The 24,482-nt window shown below is 60.9% G+C and carries 23 protein-coding genes; 14 read left to right on the forward strand and 9 right to left on the reverse strand.

Translation table 11 applies throughout. The features are described 5' to 3' along the window. Positions 1 to 10: 10 nt before the first annotated feature. Complete coding sequence (locus CPH89_RS06165; protein ID WP_053258157.1) at positions 11 to 2,389, reverse strand: hybrid sensor histidine kinase/response regulator; 2,379 nt, start codon at positions 2,387 to 2,389, stop codon at positions 11 to 13. 287 nt (positions 2,390 to 2,676) lie between these two features. Between CPH89_RS06165 and CPH89_RS06170 the strand changes: the two genes are divergently transcribed. From CPH89_RS06170 to CPH89_RS06185, 4 genes are all read left to right on the forward strand, one after another. Then, positions 2,677 to 3,474 (forward strand): hydroxymethylpyrimidine/phosphomethylpyrimidine kinase, encoded by a 798-nt coding sequence (locus CPH89_RS06170; protein WP_053258158.1) that lies wholly within the window; start codon positions 2,677 to 2,679, stop codon positions 3,472 to 3,474. A 32-nt stretch (positions 3,475 to 3,506) separates the two neighbouring features. Continuing rightward, the gene (thiE, locus tag CPH89_RS06175; protein ID WP_053258159.1) at positions 3,507 to 4,136 is read left to right on the forward strand and encodes a thiamine phosphate synthase; all 630 of its coding nucleotides are present in this window, start codon (positions 3,507 to 3,509) and stop codon (positions 4,134 to 4,136) included. 11 nt (positions 4,137 to 4,147) lie between these two features. Beyond that, a complete protein-coding gene (gene hemL, locus CPH89_RS06180; protein ID WP_053258160.1) occupies positions 4,148 to 5,431 on the forward strand; it encodes a glutamate-1-semialdehyde 2,1-aminomutase in 1,284 nt (427 codons plus the stop codon). A gap of 225 nt (positions 5,432 to 5,656) precedes the next feature. Continuing rightward, on the forward strand, positions 5,657 to 6,211 hold the full coding sequence (locus CPH89_RS06185) for a tetratricopeptide repeat protein (RefSeq protein ID WP_053258161.1): 555 nt from the start codon (positions 5,657 to 5,659) through the stop codon (positions 6,209 to 6,211). Positions 6,212 to 6,249: 38 nt separating this feature from the next. Here the strand turns inward: CPH89_RS06185 and CPH89_RS06190 are convergent, their stop codons facing one another. Beyond that, a complete protein-coding gene (locus tag CPH89_RS06190; protein ID WP_003194436.1) occupies positions 6,250 to 6,576 on the reverse strand; it encodes a DUF1820 family protein in 327 nt (108 codons plus the stop codon). A 131-nt stretch (positions 6,577 to 6,707) separates the two neighbouring features. Between CPH89_RS06190 and miaB the strand changes: the two genes are divergently transcribed. The 5 genes from miaB (at position 6,708) to lnt (ending at position 12,397) form a co-directional block, all read left to right on the forward strand. Further along, positions 6,708 to 8,036, forward strand: a complete 1,329-nt coding sequence (gene miaB, locus CPH89_RS06195; RefSeq protein WP_053258162.1) for a tRNA (N6-isopentenyl adenosine(37)-C2)-methylthiotransferase MiaB — start codon at positions 6,708 to 6,710, stop codon at positions 8,034 to 8,036. Between the two features lie 226 nt (positions 8,037 to 8,262). After that, positions 8,263 to 9,267 carry a PhoH family protein gene (locus tag CPH89_RS06200; protein ID WP_053258163.1) on the forward strand — a complete coding sequence of 335 codons (1,005 nt, stop codon included), beginning with the start codon at positions 8,263 to 8,265 and terminating at the stop codon, positions 9,265 to 9,267. After that, positions 9,260 to 9,718, forward strand: a complete 459-nt coding sequence (gene ybeY / locus CPH89_RS06205) for an rRNA maturation RNase YbeY (RefSeq protein ID WP_053258164.1) — start codon at positions 9,260 to 9,262, stop codon at positions 9,716 to 9,718. Before CPH89_RS06200 ends, ybeY begins: the two co-directional genes overlap by 8 nt. Before the next feature lie 43 nt (positions 9,719 to 9,761). After that, positions 9,762 to 10,601, forward strand: a complete 840-nt coding sequence (locus CPH89_RS06210; protein ID WP_015373027.1) for a CorC family transporter — start codon at positions 9,762 to 9,764, stop codon at positions 10,599 to 10,601. A 272-nt stretch (positions 10,602 to 10,873) separates the two neighbouring features. Next, complete coding sequence (gene lnt, locus CPH89_RS06215) at positions 10,874 to 12,397, forward strand: apolipoprotein N-acyltransferase (RefSeq protein WP_053258283.1); 1,524 nt, start codon at positions 10,874 to 10,876, stop codon at positions 12,395 to 12,397. 123 nt (positions 12,398 to 12,520) lie between these two features. Here lnt and CPH89_RS06220 read toward each other — a convergent pair whose 3' ends face one another. Next, a complete protein-coding gene (locus CPH89_RS06220) occupies positions 12,521 to 13,282 on the reverse strand; it encodes a YdcF family protein (RefSeq protein ID WP_053258165.1) in 762 nt (253 codons plus the stop codon). Between the two features lie 97 nt (positions 13,283 to 13,379). Next, on the reverse strand, positions 13,380 to 13,697 hold the full coding sequence (locus CPH89_RS06225; RefSeq protein ID WP_053258166.1) for a hypothetical protein: 318 nt from the start codon (positions 13,695 to 13,697) through the stop codon (positions 13,380 to 13,382). Between the two features lie 261 nt (positions 13,698 to 13,958). Between CPH89_RS06225 and leuS the strand changes: the two genes are divergently transcribed. The 5 genes from leuS to CPH89_RS06250 all read left to right on the forward strand — a co-directional run bounded on the left by leuS (position 13,959) and on the right by CPH89_RS06250 (position 20,036). Beyond that, entirely contained in the window at positions 13,959 to 16,565 is a 2,607-nt protein-coding gene (gene leuS, locus CPH89_RS06230; protein WP_053258167.1) for a leucine--tRNA ligase, read from the forward strand. Positions 16,566 to 16,653: 88 nt separating this feature from the next. Beyond that, the gene (locus CPH89_RS06235; protein ID WP_053258168.1) at positions 16,654 to 17,259 is read left to right on the forward strand and encodes an LPS-assembly lipoprotein LptE; all 606 of its coding nucleotides are present in this window, start codon (positions 16,654 to 16,656) and stop codon (positions 17,257 to 17,259) included. A gap of 39 nt (positions 17,260 to 17,298) precedes the next feature. Further along, positions 17,299 to 18,336, forward strand: coding sequence for a DNA polymerase III subunit delta (holA, locus tag CPH89_RS06240; protein ID WP_053258169.1), 1,038 nt, complete (start codon positions 17,299 to 17,301; stop codon positions 18,334 to 18,336). Between the two features lie 148 nt (positions 18,337 to 18,484). After that, complete coding sequence (arfA, locus tag CPH89_RS06245; RefSeq protein ID WP_003176285.1) at positions 18,485 to 18,649, forward strand: alternative ribosome rescue factor ArfA; 165 nt, start codon at positions 18,485 to 18,487, stop codon at positions 18,647 to 18,649. 61 nt (positions 18,650 to 18,710) lie between these two features. Then, a complete protein-coding gene (locus tag CPH89_RS06250) occupies positions 18,711 to 20,036 on the forward strand; it encodes a lytic murein transglycosylase (RefSeq protein WP_053258170.1) in 1,326 nt (441 codons plus the stop codon). A 125-nt stretch (positions 20,037 to 20,161) separates the two neighbouring features. Here the strand turns inward: CPH89_RS06250 and CPH89_RS06255 are convergent, their stop codons facing one another. The 5 genes from CPH89_RS06255 to CPH89_RS06275 all read right to left on the reverse strand — a co-directional run bounded on the left by CPH89_RS06255 (position 20,162) and on the right by CPH89_RS06275 (position 24,439). Further along, positions 20,162 to 21,091, reverse strand: a complete 930-nt coding sequence (locus CPH89_RS06255; protein WP_053258171.1) for a S66 peptidase family protein — start codon at positions 21,089 to 21,091, stop codon at positions 20,162 to 20,164. Between the two features lie 154 nt (positions 21,092 to 21,245). Further along, positions 21,246 to 22,247 (reverse strand): lipoyl synthase, encoded by a 1,002-nt coding sequence (gene lipA, locus CPH89_RS06260; protein WP_162163623.1) that lies wholly within the window; start codon positions 22,245 to 22,247, stop codon positions 21,246 to 21,248. Positions 22,248 to 22,273: 26 nt separating this feature from the next. Next, complete coding sequence (gene lipB / locus CPH89_RS06265) at positions 22,274 to 22,921, reverse strand: lipoyl(octanoyl) transferase LipB (RefSeq protein ID WP_053258172.1); 648 nt, start codon at positions 22,919 to 22,921, stop codon at positions 22,274 to 22,276. After that, positions 22,921 to 23,196, reverse strand: coding sequence for a DUF493 domain-containing protein (locus CPH89_RS06270; RefSeq protein WP_053258173.1), 276 nt, complete (start codon positions 23,194 to 23,196; stop codon positions 22,921 to 22,923). The genes lipB and CPH89_RS06270 overlap by 1 nt, the downstream gene beginning before the upstream one ends. Before the next feature lie 85 nt (positions 23,197 to 23,281). Then, positions 23,282 to 24,439, reverse strand: a complete 1,158-nt coding sequence (locus tag CPH89_RS06275) for a D-alanyl-D-alanine carboxypeptidase family protein (protein ID WP_053258174.1) — start codon at positions 24,437 to 24,439, stop codon at positions 23,282 to 23,284. Positions 24,440 to 24,482: the final 43 nt, after the last annotated feature.

Raw genomic sequence — 24,482 nt, forward strand, 5'->3', positions numbered from 1 at the left:
GCATACGCGCCTAATGTCCGGCGCTTTCGCCCTCTAACGGGCACAGCAGAAGGCGCTCCAGCACGCCCTGCAACGCCTCGAAACGCACCGGCTTGCTGAGACGATCTGTAACGCCTACGCCATGACAGCGCTCGCGATCCGGGGCTTGCAGCGAGGTACTCAGGGCGATCACCGGCAACTCACCGCAGCCGGGCAGCGCACGAATCTGACAGCACAGAGAGAAGCCGCCTTCAGGCACATCGAGCAGCACCGCATCAAATGTTTCAGCCTGCAACAGGGTCAGAGCGGCCGCACCGTTGTCCACGGTTTTCACCCGGTAACCCAGCTTGAGCAGCATGCCGCGCACCGCCAGTTGGCCCACGCTATTGTCGTCCACCAACAGCACCGTGCAATCCTGTGCGGCGCGCTGGGTGAGGGGCACCTGCCCCACCGGCTTTGGCTCAAGCGGCACCGGGCTGACGCTCACGTCCAACTGGAAGCGGCTGCCCTTGCGCGGCTCGGAATGGTGGGTCAGGCGCCCACCGAGCAGCTCGATCAACTGCCGGCAAATCGCCAGGCCGATCCCCAGGCCGCCGTATTCACGGGTGGTCGAGCCGTCGAGCTGGAAGAAGCGCTGATAAAGCGTGGCCTCGTCGAGAAAGGCAAAGCCAATACCACTGTCGGTCAAAATAAAGCTCAGGCACAGCCCGCCATCACTTTGCGGCACACCCACCACGCGCAAGCGCACAGCGCCTTCGTGGGTGAACTTGAAGGCATTGTCGAGCAGGCAGTCCAGGCAGTGGATCAGTTTGTCCGCATCGCCGATCACCCGGTCCGGCAGCTCGTCGGCCACGTCGATGGAAAATGCCAGGCCTTTGCTCTGGGCGCTGGCGCAGAATTGTTGACGCAAGGTGTCGAGCGCGCCGCGCAGGCTGAACACCTGGGGCTGGGCCGTGAGGCGTCCGGCCTGCAACTCGGTCAGCGTGAGTATGCCGTTGACCATACGCATCATGTCCCGCGCGGAACCGGCGGCGGTTTGCTGGTACTGGGCCAGGTCCTCGTCCAGCGGCACGGTTTGCATCAACTCCAAAGAGCCGATCACGCCGTTCATGGGGGTGCGCAGCTCGTGGGTCAGGGTGGCGAGGAACTCGTCTTTCAGCCGGTTACTGCGCGCCAATTGCTGGTTGAGCACTTCAAGCTTCTGGCTGGCGTCGAACAGAATCTGCGCCTGCTGCTCGCGCATGCCGTTGATGCGATCCGCCAAGGCCAGGGAAAGCAGTGCCACTTCGATGGCCGAGCCGAGTTGGCTGGCGTACATGGTGAGGAACATATTGGGCAGGTAACCCAACACCATCAGCGTGTTGACCACCCCACCCAGCAGAAACGCCGACCAGGCAATGATGAAATAGCGCGCCATGCGCTGGCCGCAACACCAGGCCTTGATAGCAGCAATAAAGATGGTCACGGTGAACACCAGCGCCAGGCCGGTGGCCAGGCGCAGGGCCACGGCGTAGCTGGTCAACAGCGCCAATACCATCACCACGCCACCGCAAGCAGCCAGGGTCAGCAATATGCGATTGAGCCAACGACTGTGTTGTGCGGTGTGCAGGAAGCTGCGGGCAAACAAGCTGCCGAACAGCGCCGCCGACCCGATCAGGAACGGCACCGCCGCGTTCGCCCACCACGGGTTGTTGGGCCAGAAGTACTCCACGGCCACGCCATTGACCGACAGCTGGTAAACGCCAAACGAGGCGATATAGAGGATGTAATAAAGGTAGCTGGTGTCGCGCACGCTCAAGTAGATGAACAGGTTGTAGACCAGCATCCCCAGCAAGACGCCATAGATTGCGCCCAACACATACAGGCGCAGAGGCTGTTCTTCAAGGTAGGCAGTGGCGGACCAGAGCGTCAATGGGGCCTGGATCGAGCCTTGGCTTTGCAGGCGCAGGTAGACGGTGTGTTGCTGGTTGGGCACAAAGTTGAGCTTGAACAGGTAGTTGCTCGCCCGTACTTCACGGCTGGAAAACGGCAACGTGCTGCCGGTACGGGTGGCCAACCGGTAGTTGCCGGTGCCGTCGTTCTGGTACAGGTCCAGATGATTCAGCGGTGGGTATGCCAACTCCAGAAACCAGGTGCGTGGCGCGCGGGGGTCAGTGGCGGTGTAATGCAGGTCGACCTTGAGCCAGAACACCGAACGCGAGTAACCGGCGTTGAGGGTGGCTTTGTCATGGGGTTTGAATTGAGCAGCGTAAGCGGGGGAACTGACGTCAGCGATGGTGAGGGCGTCGGTGGGGTCTTCGAGCACTTGCATGACCCGGCCCAGCGGCAGGCTTCGCGTGCCCTGGTTGAACTCGACGGCGCCGGCGAGCATCGGCAGCCCGCACAATAATAAGATCAGCAAATAGCGCATAAAGCCCCAGCGTGGCCTGCCCGGTTGTGTCAAAAGCCCCCCATTCCTTTTGAGTAGACGTACACCGGCGATACAGTAGTTTGTTTGGATCCACTTTAGCATAGCCGGTAGAGGCCATTGGACACCATTGAAATAATTTTTTGAAAGGCTCTAAACCGGGCCTTTCAGCGCGTTTTTTAAACGAAAAAACAACGCGTAAACAGCGCTAAACACGCCCGGGCAGACACCGAAATTTCCCCTTCGCCCAACAGCCACGCAAAAAGCGTTTGGTGGTAAGCTCGCGCACCATGAATATCTACAGCTCTCGCCCCGTTGTCCTCTGTCTCTCCGGCCATGATCCCAGTGGTGGCGCCGGCTTGCAGGCAGATATCGAAGCCCTGCTTGCCCAAGGCTGTCATGCGGCACCGGCCGTCACCGCGTTGACCGTGCAAAACACCGTCAATGTCATCGACTTCCGTGTGCTCGACCGCGAGTGGGTAATGGCCCAGGCCAATGCCGTGCTCGGCGACTCCGAAGTGGCAGCCGTAAAGCTCGGCATGCTCGGCTCCACCGCGATGGTCGACACCGTGGTCGAACTGCTGCAGGCGCACCCGCACCTGCCGGTGGTGTGCGACCCGGTGCTGCGTGCCGGCGGCGGTGGCAGCCTGGGCAAGGACGAAGTGGGTTACGCCATGCGTGAGCGGCTGTTACCGCTGTCGTTGATCGCCACGCCCAACTTGCCGGAAGCGCGCATTCTCGCCGAGTTGCCAAATGGCACGGCCGACGAGTGCGCCGAGAAGCTCTTGCCGTTTATCAAGCACCTGCTGATTACCGGCGGCCACGGCGACGAGCATGAAGTGCACAACCGCCTCTACAGCCGCGATGGCACACACCAGACCTTCACCTGCCAGCGCCTGCCCGGCAGCTATCACGGCTCAGGCTGCACGCTCGCCAGCGCGTTGGCCGGTCGGATCGCTCAAGGCGAAGGCCTGGTCAGCGCCGTGCAATCGGCGCTCAACTACACTTGGCGCACCCTGCGTGACGCTGAACAACTCGGCCAGGGCCAGTTTGTGCCGCGCCGGCTGCCGCTGGATTTCTGCTCGTAACTTTGTGCTTTTAACAGCAAGAGGCCTGCCCCATGAAACTACGTGGCCTTTACGCCATTACCGACAGTCAACTGTTGGCCGGCAAATTCCTCGCCTACGTCGAAGCGGCGCTGGACGGCGGTGTGACCCTGTTGCAGTACCGCGACAAAAGCAGCGATGAAGCCCGGCGCTTGCGTGAAGCGGAGAAACTGCGAGAGCTGTGCTCGCGCTACAAGACGCAACTGATCATCAACGATGACGCCGAATTGGCCGCGCGCCTGGGCGTTGGCGTGCACCTGGGCCAGACCGACGGCCCGCTGACCCCGGCCCGAGCATTACTGGGGCCCAAGGCGATCATCGGCGCTACTTGCCACAGCCAGATCGAACTGGCCGAACACGCCGCCAAAGAAGGCGCCAGCTACGTCGCCTTCGGTCGCTTCTTTAACTCCAGCACCAAGCCCGGCGCACCCGCCGCCACTGTTGAAATGCTGTCCCAGGCCCGCGCGCGCCTGCAACTGCCGATCTGTGTGATTGGCGGCGTCACCCTGGAGAACGCCGAACCGCTGGTGGCCCACGGTGCCGACCTGCTCGCCGTGGTGCACGGCCTGTTCGGTGCCGACAGCACCCAGGAAGTCACCCGCCGCGCGCGCGCGTTCAACGATCTTCTTAAGTATTCAGTTTAGAGAGCCCGATCATGTCCCGTTCCGAAACCCTGTTTGCCAATGCCCAGAAACACATCCCCGGCGGTGTGAACTCCCCCGTGCGTGCGTTCAAGAGCGTGGGCGGCACGCCGTTGTTCTTCAAGCACGCCGAAGGCGCGTACGTCACCGACGAAGATGACAAGCGCTACGTGGACTATGTGGGTTCCTGGGGCCCGATGATCCTCGGCCACAGCCATCCGCAGGTGCTGGACGCAGTGCGCCAGCAGTTGCAACACGGTTTGTCCTATGGCGCCCCGACCGCCATGGAAACCGAGATGGCCGATCTGGTGTGCGCGATCGTGCCGTCGATGGAAATGGTGCGCATGGTCAGCTCCGGCACCGAAGCCACCATGAGTGCGATTCGCCTGGCCCGTGGTTTCACCGGCCGCGACAGCATCATCAAGTTCGAAGGCTGCTACCACGGCCACTCCGACAGCCTGCTGGTGAAAGCCGGCTCCGGCCTGCTGACCCAGGGCGTACCGAGTTCGGCCGGTGTACCGGCAGCGTTTGCCAAACACACTCTGACCTTGCCGTTCAACGACATCGCCGCCGTCGAGCAGATGCTCAGCGAAGTCGGTCAAGAGGTCGCGTGCATCATCGTCGAGCCGGTCGCCGGCAACATGAACTGCGTACCGCCAGCGCCAGGCTTTCTTGAAGGCCTGCGCCAACAGTGCGACAAGCACGGCGTGGTGCTGATTTTCGACGAAGTGATGACCGGTTTCCGCGTTGCCCTCGGTGGCGCCCAGGCTTATTACGGTGTCACGCCGGACCTGAGCACCTTCGGCAAGATCATCGGTGGCGGCATGCCGGTGGGTTGCTTCGGCGGCAAACGCGAAATCATGCAGCACATCGCACCGCTGGGCCCGGTCTACCAGGCGGGCACCCTGTCGGGTAACCCACTGGCCATGGCCGCCGGCCTGACCACCCTGCGCCTGATCAGTCGCCCGGGCTTCCACGCCGAACTGACGGACTACACCACTCGCCTGCTGGATGGCCTGCAACAGCGCGCCGATGCGGCCGGCATTCCGTTTGTCACCACTCAGGCGGGCGGCATGTTCGGCCTGTACTTCAGTGGCGCCGACGATATCGTCACTTTCGATGACGTGATGGGCAGCGATGCCGACCTGTTCAAGCGCTTCTTCCACTTGATGCTGGAAGGCGGCGTTTATCTGGCACCGAGCGCCTTCGAAGCCGGCTTCACGTCGATCGCCCATGGCGAAGCGGAGTTGAAACTGACCCTGGATGCTGCCGAGCGCGCCTTCGCGGCCCTGAAGTAAGGGGCAGATAAATCTGACGTTGCCCCTGGCAGCGTCAGATTTGCTACCTTGCCTACAGAGATTTCCTACTTTTTTCGAGAAATCCCCTGCAATCCGGCAGATAACTTGCCTACGCAGCAGAAAAACGAGTAAAGACTTTGTAAGCAGGGGCCTGCTTATTTCATAATGCGCGCTTATTGGACTCCACGAGGGTCCGCGTGCCCCGTCAGAGGTAAGTCGATTCCCATGAAACGCACCGGCCGCACCCTGGTTCTGGGCTGCCTGTTGCTCCTTCAGCCGCTGCTGGCACATGCACAAGCAGGCGGCAACTCGTTGTTAATCCCAGCGATGGGTCGTTGCACCCTCAATACCCAGCCAGACAGCCAGGCCGAAGCCCTGAGCGCGTGCCAGAAACAGGCTGACGGCGGGGATGCGCAGGCGCAATACGAGTTGGGCCAGTACTACCACGACGAAAAAAACCCTGCCCGCGACCTCAACAAAGCCCTGAGCTACTTCGAGAAGGCTTCGTTGCAGGGCCACGCCCAGGCGCAATTCCAGCTGGGCAACATGTTCTTCAAAGGCGAAGGCGTGCCGGCCAACAACGTCCAGGCGTACATTGTGCTGAAAATGGCGGCGGTCAACGGTGCGGAAGACGCGCTGGACACGGCCGACGAAGTCGCCGAGCACATGCAGCGCGATGAGCTGGAATTGGCCACCCAAGTGTTGGGCCAGATTTTCCGCAATTATCTGCAGGAATTGCAGAGTGCCGATGGGCGTTCGCCCTTCTCACCACTGCCTTAATTCTTCAGTGCCTGTTTAGGCCTGCTCGGTCTAACGCCTTACTTCTCAGGCATCGGCATCGGAAACGGCATGACATTGCTGGTGCCACGGGCCTCGCTGATCTTCGGCGTGCCCAGGCGCTCCACTTCGTCGATGCGCACAATCGAATGCATCGGCACAAAGCTGCGCACCACGCCTTCAAACTGCGCCTTGAGTTTTTCTTCGCCCGGGTCGACGACCAACTGGGTGCGCTCGCCAAAGACGAACTCTTCCACTTCCAGGAAGCCCCACAGATCACTTTGATAGATCTGCTTGGCGTACATTTCGAACACCTGGCCCTGGTTAAGGAAAATCACCTTGTAGATTGGAGCTTCACGTTTCGTCATGGTGGGCGAATAACACATCGGGGATATAAAAGAGGGCGCGAACTATAGCATGGCACCCGATGCACAGCGCTAGGAACCAATGGGCATGCCCCCTATAATGCGCGGTTCTTTACCACCAGTTGACGATTCCCATGGCCAAGAAGCTTTACATCGAAACCCACGGTTGCCAGATGAACGAGTACGACAGCTCGCGCATGGTCGATCTGCTGGGCGAACACCAGGCCCTGGAAGTCACTGCCCGCGCCGAAGATGCCGACGTAATCCTGCTCAATACCTGCTCGATTCGCGAGCGGGCCCAGGACCGTGTGTACTCGCAGCTGGGCCGCTGGCGCGAATTGAAACTGGCCAACCCGGAGATGGTGATCGCCGTCGGTGGTTGCGTGGCCAGCCAGGAAGGCGCCGCGATCCGCGACCGCGCGCCGTATGTCGACGTGGTGTTCGGCCCGCAAACCCTGCACCGCCTGCCGGAAATGATCGACGCCGCGCGCATCACCAAGCTGCCGCAGGTCGATGTGTCGTTCCCCGAAATCGAAAAATTCGACCATTTGCCCGAGCCACGCATCGATGGGCCGAGCGCTTATGTGTCGGTGATGGAAGGCTGCAGCAAGTACTGCACCTTCTGCGTAGTGCCTTACACCCGTGGCGAAGAAGTCAGCCGGCCGTTTGACGACGTGATGTCGGAAATCATCCACCTGGCCGAAAACGGCGTGCGCGAAGTGACCCTGCTGGGCCAGAACGTCAACGGCTATCGCGGCCAGACCCACGACGGGCGCTTGGCCGACCTGGCGGAGCTGATCCGCGTGGTTGCCGCCGTTGATGGCATCGAGCGCATCCGCTACACCACTTCGCACCCGCTGGAGTTCTCCGACAGCCTTATCCAGGCACACGCCGAGGTGCCGGAGCTGGTCAAGCACCTGCACTTGCCGGTGCAGTCAGGCTCGGACCGTATCCTGTCGGCGATGAAGCGTAACCACACCGCGCTGGAGTACAAATCCAAACTGCGCAAATTGCGTGCGGCAGTGCCAGGTATCTGCATCAGCTCGGACTTCATCGTCGGCTTCCCCGGTGAGACCGAGAAAGACTTCCAGCAAACCATGAAGTTGATCGAGGACGTCGGCTTCGACTTCTCATACTCGTTCGTCTACAGCCAGCGCCCGGGCACCCCGGCCGCGGACCTGCTGGATGAGACGCCGGAAGCGCTGAAAAAAGAGCGCCTGAATGCGCTGCAACACCGCCTGAACCAACAAGGCTTCGAGATCAGCCGACAAATGGTCGGTTCGATCCAGCGGATCCTGGTCACCGACTACTCGAAAAAAGACCCGGGCGAGTTGCAAGGCCGTACCGAGAACAACCGAATCGTCAATTTCCGTTGCGACAATCCAACCCTGATCGGCCAGTTTGCCGACGTACACATTGATGCGGCGCAACCGCACTCGCTGCGCGGCTCGCTGGTGCAGTAACCCACTAATATTTCTGACTGATTGAGATCAAAATGTGGGAGCGGGCTTGCTCGCGAAGGCGGTGGATCAGTTGATACATGTATTAGCTGACCCACCGCCTTCGCGAGCAAGCCCGCTCCCACATGGGAACCGTGCTGCACTTGGGCTAGATAAGTGCTTTCGTACCCGCGCCACTGGCGTTATCCTCTCCTTCACCTAAACAGCCAAAGGGCGGCTAAAAGCAACCTTGAACGCACCCATAGCAGAACCCCATCGTTTTATCCTCGAACCTTTTGAGGCTCGCCGTTTCGCCAACCTGTGCGGACAGTTCGACGAGCACCTGCGCCTGATCGAACAACGCCTGAGCATCGAGATCCGCAACCGCGGCAATCAGTTCGAGCTTATTGGTGAACCTCAGCACACCACGTCTGCAGAAAACCTGCTCCGCCGCCTCTACCGCGAAACCAAGGGTAGTGAGCTGTCGCCGGAGACCGTGCACCTGTACCTGCAGGAATCTGCCGTGGAAGACCTGGCCAACAACCCGGTGGCCGAAGCCAGCGTGGCCCTGCGCACCAAAAAAGGCATGATTCGCCCACGCGGCTTGAATCAGCAGCGCTACGTCAAAGAAATTCTCGGCAACGACATCAACTTCGGCATCGGCCCCGCGGGTACCGGCAAGACCTACCTGGCCGTGGCCTGTGCGGTGGATGCCCTGGAGCGCGAGCAAGTTCGCCGCATCCTGCTGGTGCGCCCGGCGGTCGAAGCCGGCGAGAAGCTCGGCTTCCTGCCCGGCGACCTGGCCCAGAAGATCGACCCGTACCTGCGCCCGCTCTATGACGCGCTCTACGAGATGCTCGGCTTTGAATACGTGGCCAAGCTGATCGAGCGTCAGGTCATCGAGATCGCCCCGCTGGCTTACATGCGCGGCCGTACCTTGAACAACAGTTTCATCATTCTCGACGAAAGCCAGAACACCACCGTCGAACAGATGAAGATGTTCCTCACCCGTATCGGTTTCGGCTCCACCGCCGTGATCACCGGTGACGTCACCCAGGTCGACCTGCCCAAGGGCACCAAGTCGGGGCTTGCGCAGGTGATCGAAGTGCTCAAGGACGTGCCGGGCATCAGCTTCACGCATTTCATGCCTAAAGACGTGGTGCGCCACCCGCTGGTGCAGCGCATTGTCGAGGCCTACGAGCGCTTCGACCACAAGGACGACGCACCCGCCAAGGACGTTCGCCGCGATGCTTGAGCTTGACCTGCAACTGGCCACCGAAGCGCCCGCCCCCAGCGAAGAACAGTTCCGTCAATGGTGCGCACTGGCCCTGCGCCAGCGCACCGCCGACTCCGAACTGACCATCCGCCTGGTGGACGAGCCCGAAGGCCGTGAACTGAATCACACCTGGCGCCAAAAGGACTACGCGACCAACGTGCTGTCCTTCCCCGCCGACGTACCGGATGAGTTACTGGACATCCCCTTGCTGGGCGATCTGGTGATCTGCGTCGAGGTGGTGGAACGCGAAGCGAAGGAACAAGGCAAGGAACTTGAGGCCCACTGGGCCCATCTAGTCATCCACGGCTGCTTGCATCTCTTGGGTTACGACCATATAGACGATGACGAAGCCGAGGAAATGGAAACACTGGAACAAACGTTGCTTGCTGAATTGGGTCACCGCGACCCTTACGCTGACGACGAAAACTGAAACGACACCTTACTGACACAACAAAGGATTTAGAGTAATCGCTATGAGCGAAGACCGATCGAGCAACGGGCAGAAGTCATGGCTGGGTAAACTGACCCAGGCTTTTGCCCACGAGCCGAAAAACCGCCAGGAGCTGCTGGAGCTGCTGCGCGAGGCTCATCAGAACAAGTTGCTGGACAGCGAAGCACTGGCCATCGTCGAAGGCGCCATCCAGGTGGCTGACCTGCAAGTTCGGGACATCATGGTCCCGCGCTCGCAGATGATCAGCATCAAGGCGACCCAGACTCCACGGGAATTCCTCCCGGCCGTGATCGATTCGGCGCACTCGCGCTACCCGGTAATCGGTGAAAGCCATGACGACGTCATGGGTGTCCTGCTGGCCAAGGACCTGCTGCCGTTGATCCTCAAGGAGAACGGCGACAACTTCAACATCAAGGACCTGCTGCGTCCAGCCACCTTCGTGCCTGAATCCAAGCGCTTGAATGTGCTGCTGCGCGAATTCCGCGCCAACCACAATCACATGGCCATTGTGATCGACGAATACGGTGGCGTAGCGGGCCTGGTGACCATCGAGGACGTGCTGGAACAGATCGTCGGCGATATCGAAGACGAGCACGACGTCGAAGAAGACAGCTACATCAAGCCACTGCCCAGCGGTGACTTCCTGGTCAAGGCACTGACGCCGATCGAAAACTTCAACGAGTTCTTCGACAGCGAATTCTCCGACGATGAGTTCGACACCGTCGGTGGCCTGGTGATGAGTGCGTTCGGGCACCTGCCCAAGCGTAACGAGACCACCGAGATCGGCGCGTATCGGTTCCGCATCCTGAATGCCGACAGCCGCCGGATTCATCTGATTCGTCTGACACCGATTGCCCGCTAAGGAAGGGGTGGGTCATTAGCTGTTTCCTGTGTCGCATTGCCCCTTAGAGCGGGCCAGGCAAGGCGCAGGCCAGAGGAAATGGCATTCCCTTTTCAACGCCTGCAACGCAGCATGGCCCGTTCTAAGGGGCAACCCGAAGGGCCGGGCCTGCTGCGGAACAGGGCTGCGTTACTCGTCATTCATTTGGAACAACCAAACCACACTCCTCGCGCCTGCCCTGTGTCGCAGCAGGCCCGGCGCGACACAGGAAATAGCTGATGACCCACCCCGACATGCGCCGTCTCACTGCTCCCGGCTGGCCCGGCAATTTGCTGGCCGTGGTGGCCGGCGCCATCACTACCCTGGCGCTGGCGCCGTTCGACCTGTGGCCATTTGCACTGGTGGCCGTCGGCGTGTTCTATATCGGCCTGCGCGAGCTGACTCCCCGTCAGGCCCTGTGCCGTGGCTGGTGTTTCGGGTTCGGCCTGTTTGGCGCTGGCACCAGTTGGATCTACTACAGCATCCACCACTTCGGCGGCGCTTCGGTGTTGCTCGCTGGCTTTTTGATGCTGCTGTTTACCGCTGCGATTGCCTGGTTCTTCGCCCTGCCCGCCTGGTTATGGGCACGCTGGCTGCGTCGTAATGAAGCGCCGCTGGCCGATGCGCTGACGTTTGCTGCGCTGTGGGTTGGCCAGGAAGCGTTTCGTGGCTGGTTCCTGACCGGTTTCCCATGGCTGTACTCCGGCTACAGCCAGCTGGACGGCCCACTCACCGGCCTCGCGCCGCTGGGTGGGATGTGGCTGATTTCCTTCGCCCTGGCATTGACCGCTGCCGTGCTGTGCAACCTGCCGCGCCTGCTGGCGAGCAAGCGCAACGGTTTTATCGGTGCGGGCCTGGTGCTGCTGGTTGCGCCGTGGGCCATCGGCTTGGCACTCAAGCATCATGCCTGGACGACGCCTTCTGGCGCCCCCCTGAGCGTGGCCGCGGTGCAGGGCAATGTCGAACAAAGCATGAAGTGGGACCCTGAGCAGCTCAATGCGCAGTTGGCGCTGTACCGCGACATGAGCTTCAGCTCCAAGCGTGTCGATTTGTTGGTGTGGCCGGAAACCGCCGTACCGGTGCTCAAGGAATCCGTCGAAGGCTACCTGGGCATGATGGGCAAATTCGCCGCCGACCGGCACACCGCGCTGATCACCGGCGTGCCGATCCGCCAGGAAGTGCACCACCAGAAGCGCTACTACAACGGCATTACCGTGGTTGGCGAAGGCGAAGGCACTTACTTGAAGCAGAAGCTGGTGCCCTTTGGCGAATACGTGCCGCTGCAAGACATGCTGCGCGGGCTGATTGCCTTCTTCGACTTGCCGATGTCCGACTTCGCCCGTGGCCCGGCCGATCAGGCGATGCTGCAAGCCAAGGGCTATCAGATTGCGCCGTTCATTTGTTATGAAGTGGTGTACCCGGAATTTGCCGCCGGCCTGTCGGCCCAGAGCGATCTGTTGCTGACGATCAGCAACGACACCTGGTTCGGCCGTTCCATCGGCCCACTGCAACACCTGCAAATGGCGCAGATGCGCGCACTGGAAGCGGGTCGCTGGATGATCCGCGCGACCAACAACGGTGTCACCGGCCTGATCAACCCGTTTGGGCAGATCACCGAGCAGATCCCGCAGTTCGAGCGCGGGATTCTCTACGGTGAAGTGGTGCCGATGCACAACCTGACGCCGTACCTGCAATGGCGCTCGTGGCCGCTGATCATCGTGTGCCTGGGCTTGTTTGGCTGGGCGCTGCTGGCGGGTCGGATGTCCAAAACGGTCTGACAGACACTGCAAAACCAATGTGGGAGCGGGCTTGCTCGCGAAAGCGGGGTGTCAGTCACTGTATGGGCTGGCTGAACCACTGCATTCGCGAGCAAGCCCGCTCCCACATTTTGAATTGCGGTGCTATCGGTAAAACAACCGATACCCCACCTGCCCCACCGCCTCATTGATCAACTGCCCGCTGCGCCACACCGACACAAACTCAGGCATCCAGCCGCCCAAGGGCCGGGCATTGTCCACGCCCAAAAAGCCCACCGGCCCCGGCACCACAGTGAAACCGGCCTTCTCAAAGCTCCAGACCGCGCGCGGCATGTGCCAGGCCTGGGTCACCACCACCACACGCTTGATGCCTTGCGGCAACAGAATCTCGGCGCTCATCTGCGCGTTTTCCCAAGTGGTACGGCTGCGCTCTTCCTTCCAGCGTACCGTAACGCCGAAGTCATCCTGCATCGACACCGCCATAAGCTCAGCCTCACTCGGCGGCGTGCCATAGTGCAAGCCGCCGCTGGTCAGCACCGGCAACCCGGAAGCCTTGGCCAGACGCGCCGCATAACGCTGGCGCTCAAGCCCGATCCCGGTGGGTTGGTCGGTGCCCCATGCGGGGTCACCGCGTTCACGCCCGGAGCCCAGCACCACAATCGCATCGGCGCGCTGGGCCAGCGTTGCCCACTCTTCGCGGGCCAAGGGCGGTTCGGTTTCAAGGGCATGTGCGCCCCATTGCACCACCACCGGCAGGCTGATCAGCCACATCCCGCCCAACCCCACGGCGAAACAAAAGCCTGCCAGGCGCGGGCGACTTTTGCGAAACCACCAGGCAAACACCAGCAACAGCAAAAAAATACCGGGCGGCAGCAGCAACTGTTTAATGAAATAACGAAAAGGCATCGGGCATCTCCAAAGATGCCCGAAGCCTAGATGCAACGGGGTTCAGCGACAATCTTTACGCGCCTTTTTAGATAAGGCTGACGGCTAACACTGTGTGTCACTTGCAGCGTACGGCCCGGTGTTTTTCGGAGCCGCGACCGGCAGCCACGTCTTTCAGCCAGATCACCTTGGCCGAACGCGAGGGCACTTGAACAGGCGGGGAAGCCTGCTCCCGAGAGGCACGGTGGTGATTCAATTCCAGGTAGACCTTGATCAATTCAAGTTCTGCCTGGCTCAAGCCTCGCAACTCCAGTTCCAAAGGCCGTTCATCACGCAATCGGCCTGCGGTTCTTGCAGCATCCAATGCCCGACCCAAACGGTCGATCAATCCTTCGTACAACTGCGGTTTCGTTAGAGTTCGCTGCGATTCAACCATCCCTCACCTCATTGAAGATAAGACTCACTCCCCAATAAACAGCGTAGTCTCCATCGCTGCGCCTGCCCGGCGCCGCGACAGACGGCCCTGCCTGCGCAATCAGGGTTTCCCTCGATAGAGTGGGGTCATGTATGCTACGGCGCTTCCTGTAACTCCACTTCCCGCAGGGTTTGGGCACGGACGCGCCGCTTTTTGGTGTCGATCAACCTGAACGTTGCACCGAAGAGGATTAGGCCACCCCTATTCAGTTCAAAAGTAGCCATGCACGAACAATATCAGCCCCGTGAAATAGAAAATGCCGCCCAATCCTTCTGGGACGAGCAAAAGTCCTTTGAAGTCAGTGAACAGCCAGGCAAGGAGACTTACTACTGCCTATCGATGTTCCCTTACCCCAGCGGCAAGCTACACATGGGGCACGTGCGTAACTACACCATCGGCGACGTCATCTCGCGCTACCAGCGCATGCTCGGCAAGAACGTCCTGCAACCCATGGGTTGGGACGCCTTCGGCATGCCGGCAGAAAACGCCGCGATGAAAAACAACGTAGCGCCCGCCAAGTGGACCTACGAAAACATCGCCTACATGAAGACCCAACTGCGCAGCCTGGGCCTGGCGGTGGACTGGTCCCGCGAAGTGACCACCTGCAAGCCGGATTACTACCGTTGGGAACAATGGCTGTTCACTCGCCTGTTCCAAAAAGGGGTGATCTACAAAAAGAGCGGCACCGTGAACTGGGACCCGGTCGACCAGACCGTACTGGCCAACGAACAGGTTATCGACGGTCGCGGCTGGCGTTCCGGCGCGCTGATCGAAAAGCGCGAAATCCCGATGTACTACTTCAAGATCACCGCCTACGCGGATGAACTGCTGTCGAGCCTCGACGACCTGCCGGGCTGGCCTGAACAGGTCAAGACCATGCAGCGCAACTGGATCGGCAAATCCAAAGGCATGGAAGTGCAATTCCCGTACAACGTCGACTCGATCGGCGAAGCGGGCGCACTCAAAGTCTTCACTACCCGTCCAGACACCCTGATGGGCGCAACCTACGTCGCCGTGGCCGCCGAGCACCCGCTGGCCACCCAGGCTGCACAGAACAACCCTGAGCTGCAGGCGTTCATCGCCGAATGCAAAGGCGGCAGCGTGGCCGAAGCCGACGTCGCCACCCAGGAGAAAAAAGGCCTGCCAACCGGGCTCTTCGTCGAGCACCCACTGACCGGCGAGAAGCTGCCGGTATGGGTCGCCAACTATGTGCTGATGCACTACGGCGATGGCGCAGTAATGGCTGTGCCCGCCCACGACGAGCGCGATTTCGAATTCGCCACCAAGTACAACCTGCCGATCAAGTCGGTAGTGCGCACCAGCTCGGGTGATACCAACCCGGCCCCGTGGCAGGACGCCTACGGTGAGCACGGCGAACTGATCAACTCCGGCGAATTCGACGGCCTGGACTTCGCAGGCGCTTTCGACGCCATCGAAGTCGCACTGATCAAGAAAAACCTCGGTGCCTCGCGCACTCAGTTCCGCCTGCGCGACTGGGGCATCAGCCGCCAGCGCTACTGGGGCTGCCCGATCCCGATCATCCACTGCAAAACCTGCGGAGATGTGCCGGTGCCGGAAGACCAGCTGCCGGTGGTACTGCCGGAAGACGTGGTGCCGGATGGCGCCGGTTCGCCATTGGCGCGCATGCCCGAGTTCTACGAATGCAGCTGCCCGAAATGCGGCGCACCGGCCAAGCGTGAAACCGACACCATGGACACCTTCGTCGAGTCCTCCTGGTACTACGCTCGCTACGCCTCGCCGCACTATGAAGGCGGCCTGGTGGAAAAATCCGCAGCCGACCATTGGTTGCCGGTGGACCAGTACATCGGTGGCATCGAACACGCCATTCTCCACCTGCTCTATGCGCGCTTCTTCCACAAGCTGATGCGCGACGAAGGCCTGGTGAGCTCCGATGAGCCGTTCAAGAACCTGCTGACCCAGGGCATGGTGATCGCCGATACTTACTATCGCCGCGAAGCCAATGGCGCCTACACCTGGTTCAACCCGGCGGATGTCGAACTCGAGCGTGACAGCAAAGCCAAGGTCATCAGCGCCAAGCTGATCGCCGACGGCCTGCCGGTGGAAATCGGCGGCACCGAAAAGATGGCCAAGTCGAAGAACAACGGCGTCGACCCTCAGTCGATGATCGATCAGTTTGGCGCCGATACGTGCCGCCTGTTCATGATGTTCGCCTCGCCGCCTGACATGAGCGCCGAATGGTCCGACTCCGGCGTCGAAGGTTCGCACCGCTTCCTCAAGCGCGTCTGGCGCCTGGCGCACGCTCATGTCAGCCAGGGCCTTCCGGGCACGCTGGACGTGGCGTCGTTGAGCGATGAACAGAAAGCCATTCGTCGCAGCACGCACCTGGCCATCCGCCAAGCGAGCCAGGACGTAGGCCAGAACCACAAATTCAACACCGCCATCGCCCAGGTGATGACGCTGATGAACGTGCTGGAAAAAGCGCCGCAAGCCACCGAACAGGACCGCGCGCTGGTACAGGAAGGCCTGGAAACGGTCGTGCTGCTGCTGGCGCCCATCACGCCGCACATCAGCCACGAACTGTGGAGCCGCTTGGGCCACGACGGCGCGGTGATCGACGCCGAATGGCCGGTACAGGATGACAGCGCCCTGGTACAGGACACGTTGCAACTGGTGATTCAGGTCAACGGTAAACTGCGTGGCCAGATCGACATGCCGGCCAGTGCCAGCCGTGAAGAAGTGGAAGCGGCCGCGCGTATCAACGAGAACGTGCTGCGCTTTACCGAAGGCCTGACGATCCGCAAAGTGATCGTAGTGCCTGGCAAACTGGTCAATATCGTCGCCAGCTAATCGGATCGGGCGCAGGGCTTGAGCCCTGCGCCGAACTAAACCTTTAAGGCCTCGATAAGGCCCACATGGTTTCAAGGGGAGCAACAAAATGATCAAACGCAATTTGCTGGTGATGGGCCTCGCTGTGCTGCTGAGCGCTTGCGGCTTCCAGCTGCGCGGCACCGGCACCAATGAACTGAGCATCAAGGAACTGGACGTCAGCGCCCGCAACGCCTACGGCAATACCGTGACGCAACTGCGCCAGACCCTGGAAAACAGCGGTGTGCGCGTCGGCGCCGGCGCGCCCTACAAACTGGTCCTGGTGGACGAGAAAGAAACCCAGCGCAACCTCAGCTACGCCAGTGCCGGCCGTGCGTCGGACATTGAGCTGAGCAGCCTGGTCATCTATGAACTGCAAGGCCGCGACCACCTGCCGTTGATGGGTGACAAGGTTGAAGTGCAGAAGGTTGTGAGCCACGACGGTAACAACCTGGTGGGTTCGGACTCGGAGATCCTCCAGGCTCGCAAGGAAATGCGCAGTGAGCTGGTGCAGCGCCTGATGGTTCGCTTGCAACAGCTGTCCCCGGACAAACTGGCTGCCTTGCAGCAAACTGCCGACAACAAGGCCAAAGCTGACGCCGATGCCCTGAAAGCCGCGAAAGAGTATGAAGACAACACACCGAAACAGTCGCCTGTTGAAGTCCCTGTCGAGTAAGCCAGACGGGGCGCCTTTGGCGCCCCGTTCGCCCCGCCTATGAAACTCACCCCCGCCCAACTCGCCAAACACCTGCAAGGCGGCCTCGCGCCTGTCTATATCGTCAGCGGTGATGACCCGCTGTTGTGCCAGGAAGCCGCCGACGCCATTCGCACCGCCGCACGCCAGCAAGGCTTCGACGAACGCCAGGTGTTCAGTGCCGATGCCAGTTTCGACTGGGGGACGCTGCTGCAAGCGGGAGCGAGCATGTCGCTGTTCGCCGAAAAACGTTTGTTGGAACTGCGCCTGCCTTCGGGCAAGCCAGGGGACAAGGGTGCGGCGGCCTTGATGGAATACTGCTCGCGCCCCGCTGAAGACACGGTGTTGCTGATCAGCCTGCCCAAGCTTGATGGCAGCGCGCAGAAAACCAAGTGGGGCAAGGCACTGGTAGAAGGTCCGCAAACCCAGTTCATCCAGATCTGGCCAGTGGACAGCAACCAGTTGCCGCAGTGGATTCGTCAGCGCCTGTCCCAATCCGGGCTGTCGGCGACCCAAGACGCGGTAGAGCTGATTGCCGCCCGGGTCGAAGGCAACCTGCTTGCCGCCGCCCAGGAAATCGAAAAGCTCAAGTTGATGGCTGAAGATGGGCAGATCACGGTCGAAACCGTCCAGGGCGCAGTGGCCGATAGCGCTCGCTTTGACGTGTTCGGGCTGGTGGATGCGATTCTTAACGGCGAACCCGCCCACGCGTTGCGCATGCTTGAAGGGTTGCGTGGTGAAGGGGTGGAGCCACCGGTGATTCTGTGGGCCCTGGCCCGGGAACTGCGGGTACTGGCCAATATTTCCCTGCAATACAGCCAGGGCACACCGTTGGACAAATGCTTCAGCCAGGCCAAACCGCCCGTGTGGGACAAGCGCAAACCGCTGATGAGCAAAGCCCTGCAACGCTACTCGGCGCAACGCTGGGCGCAATTGTTGCTGGAAGCGCAGCGCATCGATGCGCAGATCAAAGGCCAGGCTGCCGGCTCGCCGTGGATGAGCCTGAGTCGTTTGTCACTGTTGATGTCTGGCCAACGCCTGACATTGCCTGCTGAATAACGGTTTCAACCGCTCCCACCTTTTAACGGTGCAACCGTTCAGAGCCTGTCTATTTCCTACACAGCGCCGGGCTTTACAGCGGCGCCACTTCGGCAGATGATTTGCACCGCTTCATCCCATCTCAAGCCTGCATAAAGAGAGCACCGACATGAGCAAAAAGCCATCCAAGCATGGCCCCAACAAGGCCAAATCCATCATCGCCCAGCCACTGTTCCGCAGCCGTCAGGAACGCGCCGGCAAGGGCAAAGGCAGCTACCGCCGCGAAGCCTTCCAGTCTAATAGCTGGGAGGCTTCTTACTTTCTGGCTGCCTGAAGGCAAGCGCCCCTCCGGCATGATAAGGTCTGTACCTGATTTGTAATCCCTGGACCTGTGCATGCCCTCTAGTCTTTCCCGTCGTTGGCACCTTCGCCAATTGATTGCTGCCTCCAGCCTCATTCTGCTTGTCGCCTGCGCGGAAAAACCGACCGCCGCGGACGCTCAACCCCTGCCAAAACTCCAGACCGTGCCGGCCGTTGCGCCTGCTGTGGTGGCGCCCTTGGCGGTGGACAATCTTGATATCCAACCGACCCAGACCTTTGCCGAATGGATGGCTGGCTTTCGCGCGGAAGCCATGAAAGCCGGGATTGCGCCCACCGTCTTCGATAACGCCTTTGCCGGCGTCACCCCCGACATGGCAGTAATTCGCGCAGACCGCAGCCAACCGGAATTTTCCCGGCCGGTATGGGAATACCTCGACGGTGCCCTGTCGCCGGTGCGCGTACGTAACGGCCAGGCCTTGCTGATCAAGTACGCCGATATCCTGCAAAGCATCGAGCAACGTTATGGCGTCGACCGCCAGGCGCTGGTGTCGGTGTGGGGGATGGAAAGCAATTTCGGTCAGTTCCAGGGCAATAATTCGGTGATTCGCTCCCTGGCGACCCTGGCTTATGAAGGCCGTCGCCCGGCCTTCGCCCAGGCGCAACTGCTGGCGGCGCTGCAAATCATCCAGCATGGCGATATTTCCGCCGACCAGATGAAAGGCTCCTGGGCCGGCGCCATGGGCCAGACCCAGTTCATCCCGACCACCTACAACACCCACGCCGTCGACTTCGATGGTGACGGTCGTCGCGATATCTGGAACAGCCCAGCCGACGCCCTCGCCTCTACCGCGCACTACCTGCAAAGCTCCGGCTGGCAGAAAGGCCAGCCGTGGGGCTTTGAGGTCAACCAGTTGCCGGCGAACTTCGATTACGCCCTCGCCGATGGCGGCATACGCAAGCCCGTTGGCGAGTGGATGAAGCTCGGCATCCAGCTGCCGCCAGGCGCGAGCATGCCGCCAAACGTCGACCAATTGTCCGCTGCCCTGCTGCTGCCGGCAGGCTACCGTGGCCCGGCGTTCCTGGTGCTGGATAACTTCCGCGCGATTCTCAAGTACAACAACTCGTCGTCCTACGCGCTGGCGGTGGGCCTGTTGTCAGAGCGGTTTGGGGGCGCCGGTGTGATTCGTGGCGATTGGCCAAAAGATGAACTGCCGCTGAGTCGTTCCCAGCGCATCGATTTGCAGACGGCGCTCAGCGCCAAAGGCTATGACGCCGGCAACCCGGACGGCATCATCGGCGCGAATACGCGTAAGGCGATCCGAGCGGCGCAGCAGTCGTTGGGTTGGCCGGCGGATGGGTATCCGACGGTGAAACTGCTGGAGTCGTTGCAGAGCCGCTAGATCGGCATACGGCGGCTGCCTTATTCGCGAGCAAGCCCGCTCCCACATTAGACCGCACTCCAACGTATGGACACGGTTGAATATGGGAGCGGGCTTGCTCTCGAAGACCGTATGACAGACGAAAATCAGCTCAGAACGACATCCTGCTCCAGCACCACCCGCTGCTCCCCTGCATTCAAACGCACCAACGCGCCCATTGGCAGCGTCAGGTTCGGATCGCAGTGGCCACTGCGCCAGCCGGACAACACCGGTATGCACAACGGCTCGAAGGTCTGCTTCAGCAGCCGCGAAAGCGCCGCGTTATCCACCCCCGACACGTCGCCCACCAACACACCCGCGACCTGGGCCAGCTTGCCCGCCAGGCGCAAATGGGTCAGCAGGCGGTCAATTCGATAAATCGGCTCGTTGACGTCTTCGATAAACAGGATGATGCCTTGCGCATCGATTTCGTAGGCTGTGCCCATCACCGCCGCGATCATTGACAGGTTGCCGCCGAGCAAGCGCCCACAGGCGATGCCAGGCTCAATCGTCGTCAGCGGGTAGGCCACCGGGTGCGCGAGCACGCTACCGGCGCGGAGTTGGCCCCGTAGCAGGCTGAACAAGGACGACTCGGTAGGCGGCTGCTTGTCACCGAGCAGGTCGGCGTTAAGCATCGGCCCATGAAAGGTCACGAAACCCGCGTAACGGTTGATGGCAAGGTGCAGCGCCGTGATATCGCTATAACCCACGAACGGTTTGGGATTGGCGCGAATCAGCTCGAAGTCCAGCCGGTCGAGCAAGCGCGGTGTGCCGTAGCCGCCACGCAGGCAGAAGATGGCATCGATTTGCGGATCGGCAAAAGCCGCGTGCAAGTCGCGCAGGCGCACGTCATCACTGCCGGCCAGGTAGCCGTCGCGCTCATACACACCCGAGAATATCCGCAGTTCGTGGCCACGGGCGCGCATCCATTGCCCGGCTTTTTCAACATCCAGTGCGGCAGGGCCGGCAGGGGCGATCAGGCCGATCACACCTTCGGCACGCAAAACAGGCACCGCCGCCGCGAGTTGAGTCGTCATCCATGCTCTCCCTCTTTATAACAACGCAGAACGAAATGTGGGAGCGGGCTTACCCGCGAAGGCGGAGTGCCAGCCAACACATCCGTCGACTGAAACACCGCTTTCGCGAGCAAGCCCGCTCCCACATTGGATAAGCGGCGTTACGCAAACCCTATCAGGAAACCAGGCTCGCCTTGACCAGCTTGGCCTGTTCATCAGCGTGGTACGAGGACCGTACCAGAGGGCCGGACGCCACGTTCTTGAAGCCCATCTTGTAACCTTCCTCGGCGAACCAGGCGAAGGTGTCCGGGTGCACGAAACGCTGCACCGGCAAGTGGCTGCGGGACGGTTGCAGGTACTGCCCCAGGGTCAGCATATCGATGTCGTGTTCGCGCATGCGCTTCATGACTTCGATCACTTCTTCGTCGGTTTCGCCCAGGCCCAGCATCAGGCCGGATTTGGTCGGGATGTGCGGCATCATCTGCTTGAATTTCTGCAGCAGGGTCAGCGACCACTGGTAGTCCGAACCCGGGCGCGCCGCCTTGTACAGGCGTGGCACGGTTTCCAGGTTGTGGTTGAACACATCCGGTGGCTCGGCCGCGGTGATTTCCAGCGCGACGTCCATGCGACCGCGATAGTCAGGAACCAGGGTTTCGAGCATCACGTTCGGCGACAGCTTGCGGATTTCGCGGATGCAGTCGGCAAAGTGCTGAGCACCGCCGTCACGCAGGTCGTCGCGGTCTACCGAGGTGATTACCACGTATTTGAGTTTCAGGTCGGCAATGGCAATGGCCAGGCTTTCCGGCTCGTTCACGTCCAGCGGCTTCGGCCGGCCGTGGCCAACGTCGCAGAACGGGCAACGACGGGTGCAGATGTCACCCATGATCATGAAGGTGGCGGTGCCGCCGGAGAAGCACTCACCCAGGTTCGGGCAGGACGCTTCTTCGCACACGCTGTGCAGCTTGTGTTTGCGCAGCAGGGCCTTGATACGGTCGACTTCCGGCGAAACCGGGATACGCACGCGAATCCAGTCCGGTTTTTTCGGCAGTTCGGTGGTCGGAATGATCTTCACCGGGATGCGTGCAACCTTCTCGGCGCCGCGCAGCTTGACGCCGGCTTCCACCTTGGCACGCGGGGCCGGGGCCGGACGTTCGGTAACATCCAGCGTCGGGATCATGGTTTGCACTGCATCAGTAGTCATAATCAGTCGATTCCGCCCGTGAGGGTCGTCTGCTCAGCATAGTCGAGGTGTTTGACGAGCTGCGCACGCAGCCGGGCACTTACCTCGGCAAATTTAATCGGTGTGGCGTGGTCGCTCAGTTGGGTCATCGCCAGCCCGGCATAACCGCACGGGTTGATCCGCCGAAACGGCGCCAGGTCCATGTCCACATTCAGGGCCAGGCCATGAAAGGAACAACCGTGGCGAATCCGCAAACCGAGTGAGGCGATTTTCGCGCCGTTCACGTACACACCGGGTGCATCGGGCTTGGCCGCGGCATTCACGCCGTAACTGGCCAACAGCTCGATCAGGCAAGCCTCCATACGGCTTACCAGGTCACGTACGCCAAACCCAAGCTTGCGCACGTCCAGCAACAGATAAGCCACCAGCTGACCCGGGCCATGGTATGTCACTTGACCACCTCGGTCGACCTGCACCACCGGAATATCCCCCGGCAACAGCAGGTGCTCGGCCTTGCCGGCCTGGCCCTGGGTGAACACCGGCGGGTGCTCCACCAGCCAGATTTCATCCGGGGCCGAGGTTCCGCGCTCATTGGTGAAGCGCTGCATGGCGTGCCAGACGGGCTCGTAGTCCATCTGGCCGAGCTCGCGAAAGCCCAGGACCTCTGACATCACAGCACCATGTGCACGAAGCCGGTGGCCCGCAGTTCACTGTTGATGTCGTAGAGCTGATCTTGACCGGTCGCAACGATGTGCAACTGGATCGTGGTGTATTTACCGTTGGAGCTCAAACGCTCGTCCACCCGGTTGTCATTGATTGTCGCGTGTTTACGCACGATCTCAAGAATCGTGTCTTTGTTGCCCACACCGGTATCGCTGATCACCTTGACGGGATAGTCCACGTTTGGGAATTCGATCTTTGGCGCCTTTACTTCTTTATCGGTCATGGCGTAACGGCCTCGTAAGCGTAAGCCGTGGCGACGGGCAAAGCCCCGTGTCGGATTAACACGGGGCTTTGCAGGTGCACACTTATCAGTTGAACAAGCTGTAGAAGAATAGACGGATGCTATCCCACACGCGGCGGAAGATACCACCTTCGTCGACGGCGTCCAGCGCGATCAGGTCGGCGCTGTGCACCACCTTGTCGTCCAGTTTCACTTCGACTTTACCGATAACGTCACCCTTGGCGATTGGCGCGACCAATTGCGGGTTCATGGTCATGCTGGCAGCGAGCTTTTTCAGCTGGCCTTTAGGCATGGTCAGGGTCAGGTCTTCAGCCAGGCCGGCCTTGACTTGGTGGGTAGCACCTTTCCATACCGGCGCGGACGCAAGCTCGGCACCCTTCTGGTAGAAGGTCTGGGTTTCGAAGAATCGGAAACCGTAGGTCAGCAGTTTTTGCGTCTCGGCCGCACGGGCCTGCTCGCTGTTGGTGCCGAATACGACGGCGATCAGGCGCTGGCCATCACGTACAGCGGACGACACCATGCAGTAGCCGGCTTCGTCGGTGTGGCCGGTTTTCAGGCCATCAACGGTTTTGTCGCGCCACAGCAGCAGGTTGCGGTTAGGCTGCTTGATGTTGTTCCAGAAGAATTCCTTCTGGGAGTAGATCGCGTAGTGCACCGGGTCGACACGGATGATCGCGCGAGCCAGCACCGCCATGTCGTGAGCCGACGAGTAGTGCTCAGGGTTCGGCAGGCCAGTCGGGTTCATGAAGTGGCTGTTGGTCAAGCCCAGGTCGCCGGCGGTCTTGTTCATCAAGTCGGCGAACGCGTCTTCACTGCCGGCGATGTGCTCGGACAGGGCCACGCTGGCGTCGTTACCCGACTGGATGATGATGCCGTGCAGCAGGTCGCTCACGGTGACTTGCGAACCCACCTTGATGAACATCCGCGAACCGCCGGTGCGCCAGGCATTTTCGCTGACCGTGACCGGGTCGTTTTCGCCGATCTGGCCGCGACGGATTTCCAGGGTCGCGATGTAAGCCGTCATCAGCTTGGTCAGGCTGGCCGGTGGCAGACGCTGGTCACCGTTGTTCTCGACCAGCACGTTGCCGCTGGCGGCATCCATGAGAACCCAGGCCTTGGCGGCCAGTTGCGGGGAAGCCGGCACCATTTCAACCGCCCAGGCGGCCGGAGTGATGATCAGCGAAAGAAGCAGGCACGTGCGTTTGGCTAAGGTGGTGATGTTCATCCGTCTCTCGAAATTGCTTATGGAAACTTGCCCTCGCGGGCAA

The organism is Pseudomonas fluorescens (genome assembly GCF_900215245.1).
Lineage (GTDB): Bacteria > Pseudomonadota > Gammaproteobacteria > Pseudomonadales > Pseudomonadaceae > Aquipseudomonas > Aquipseudomonas fluorescens.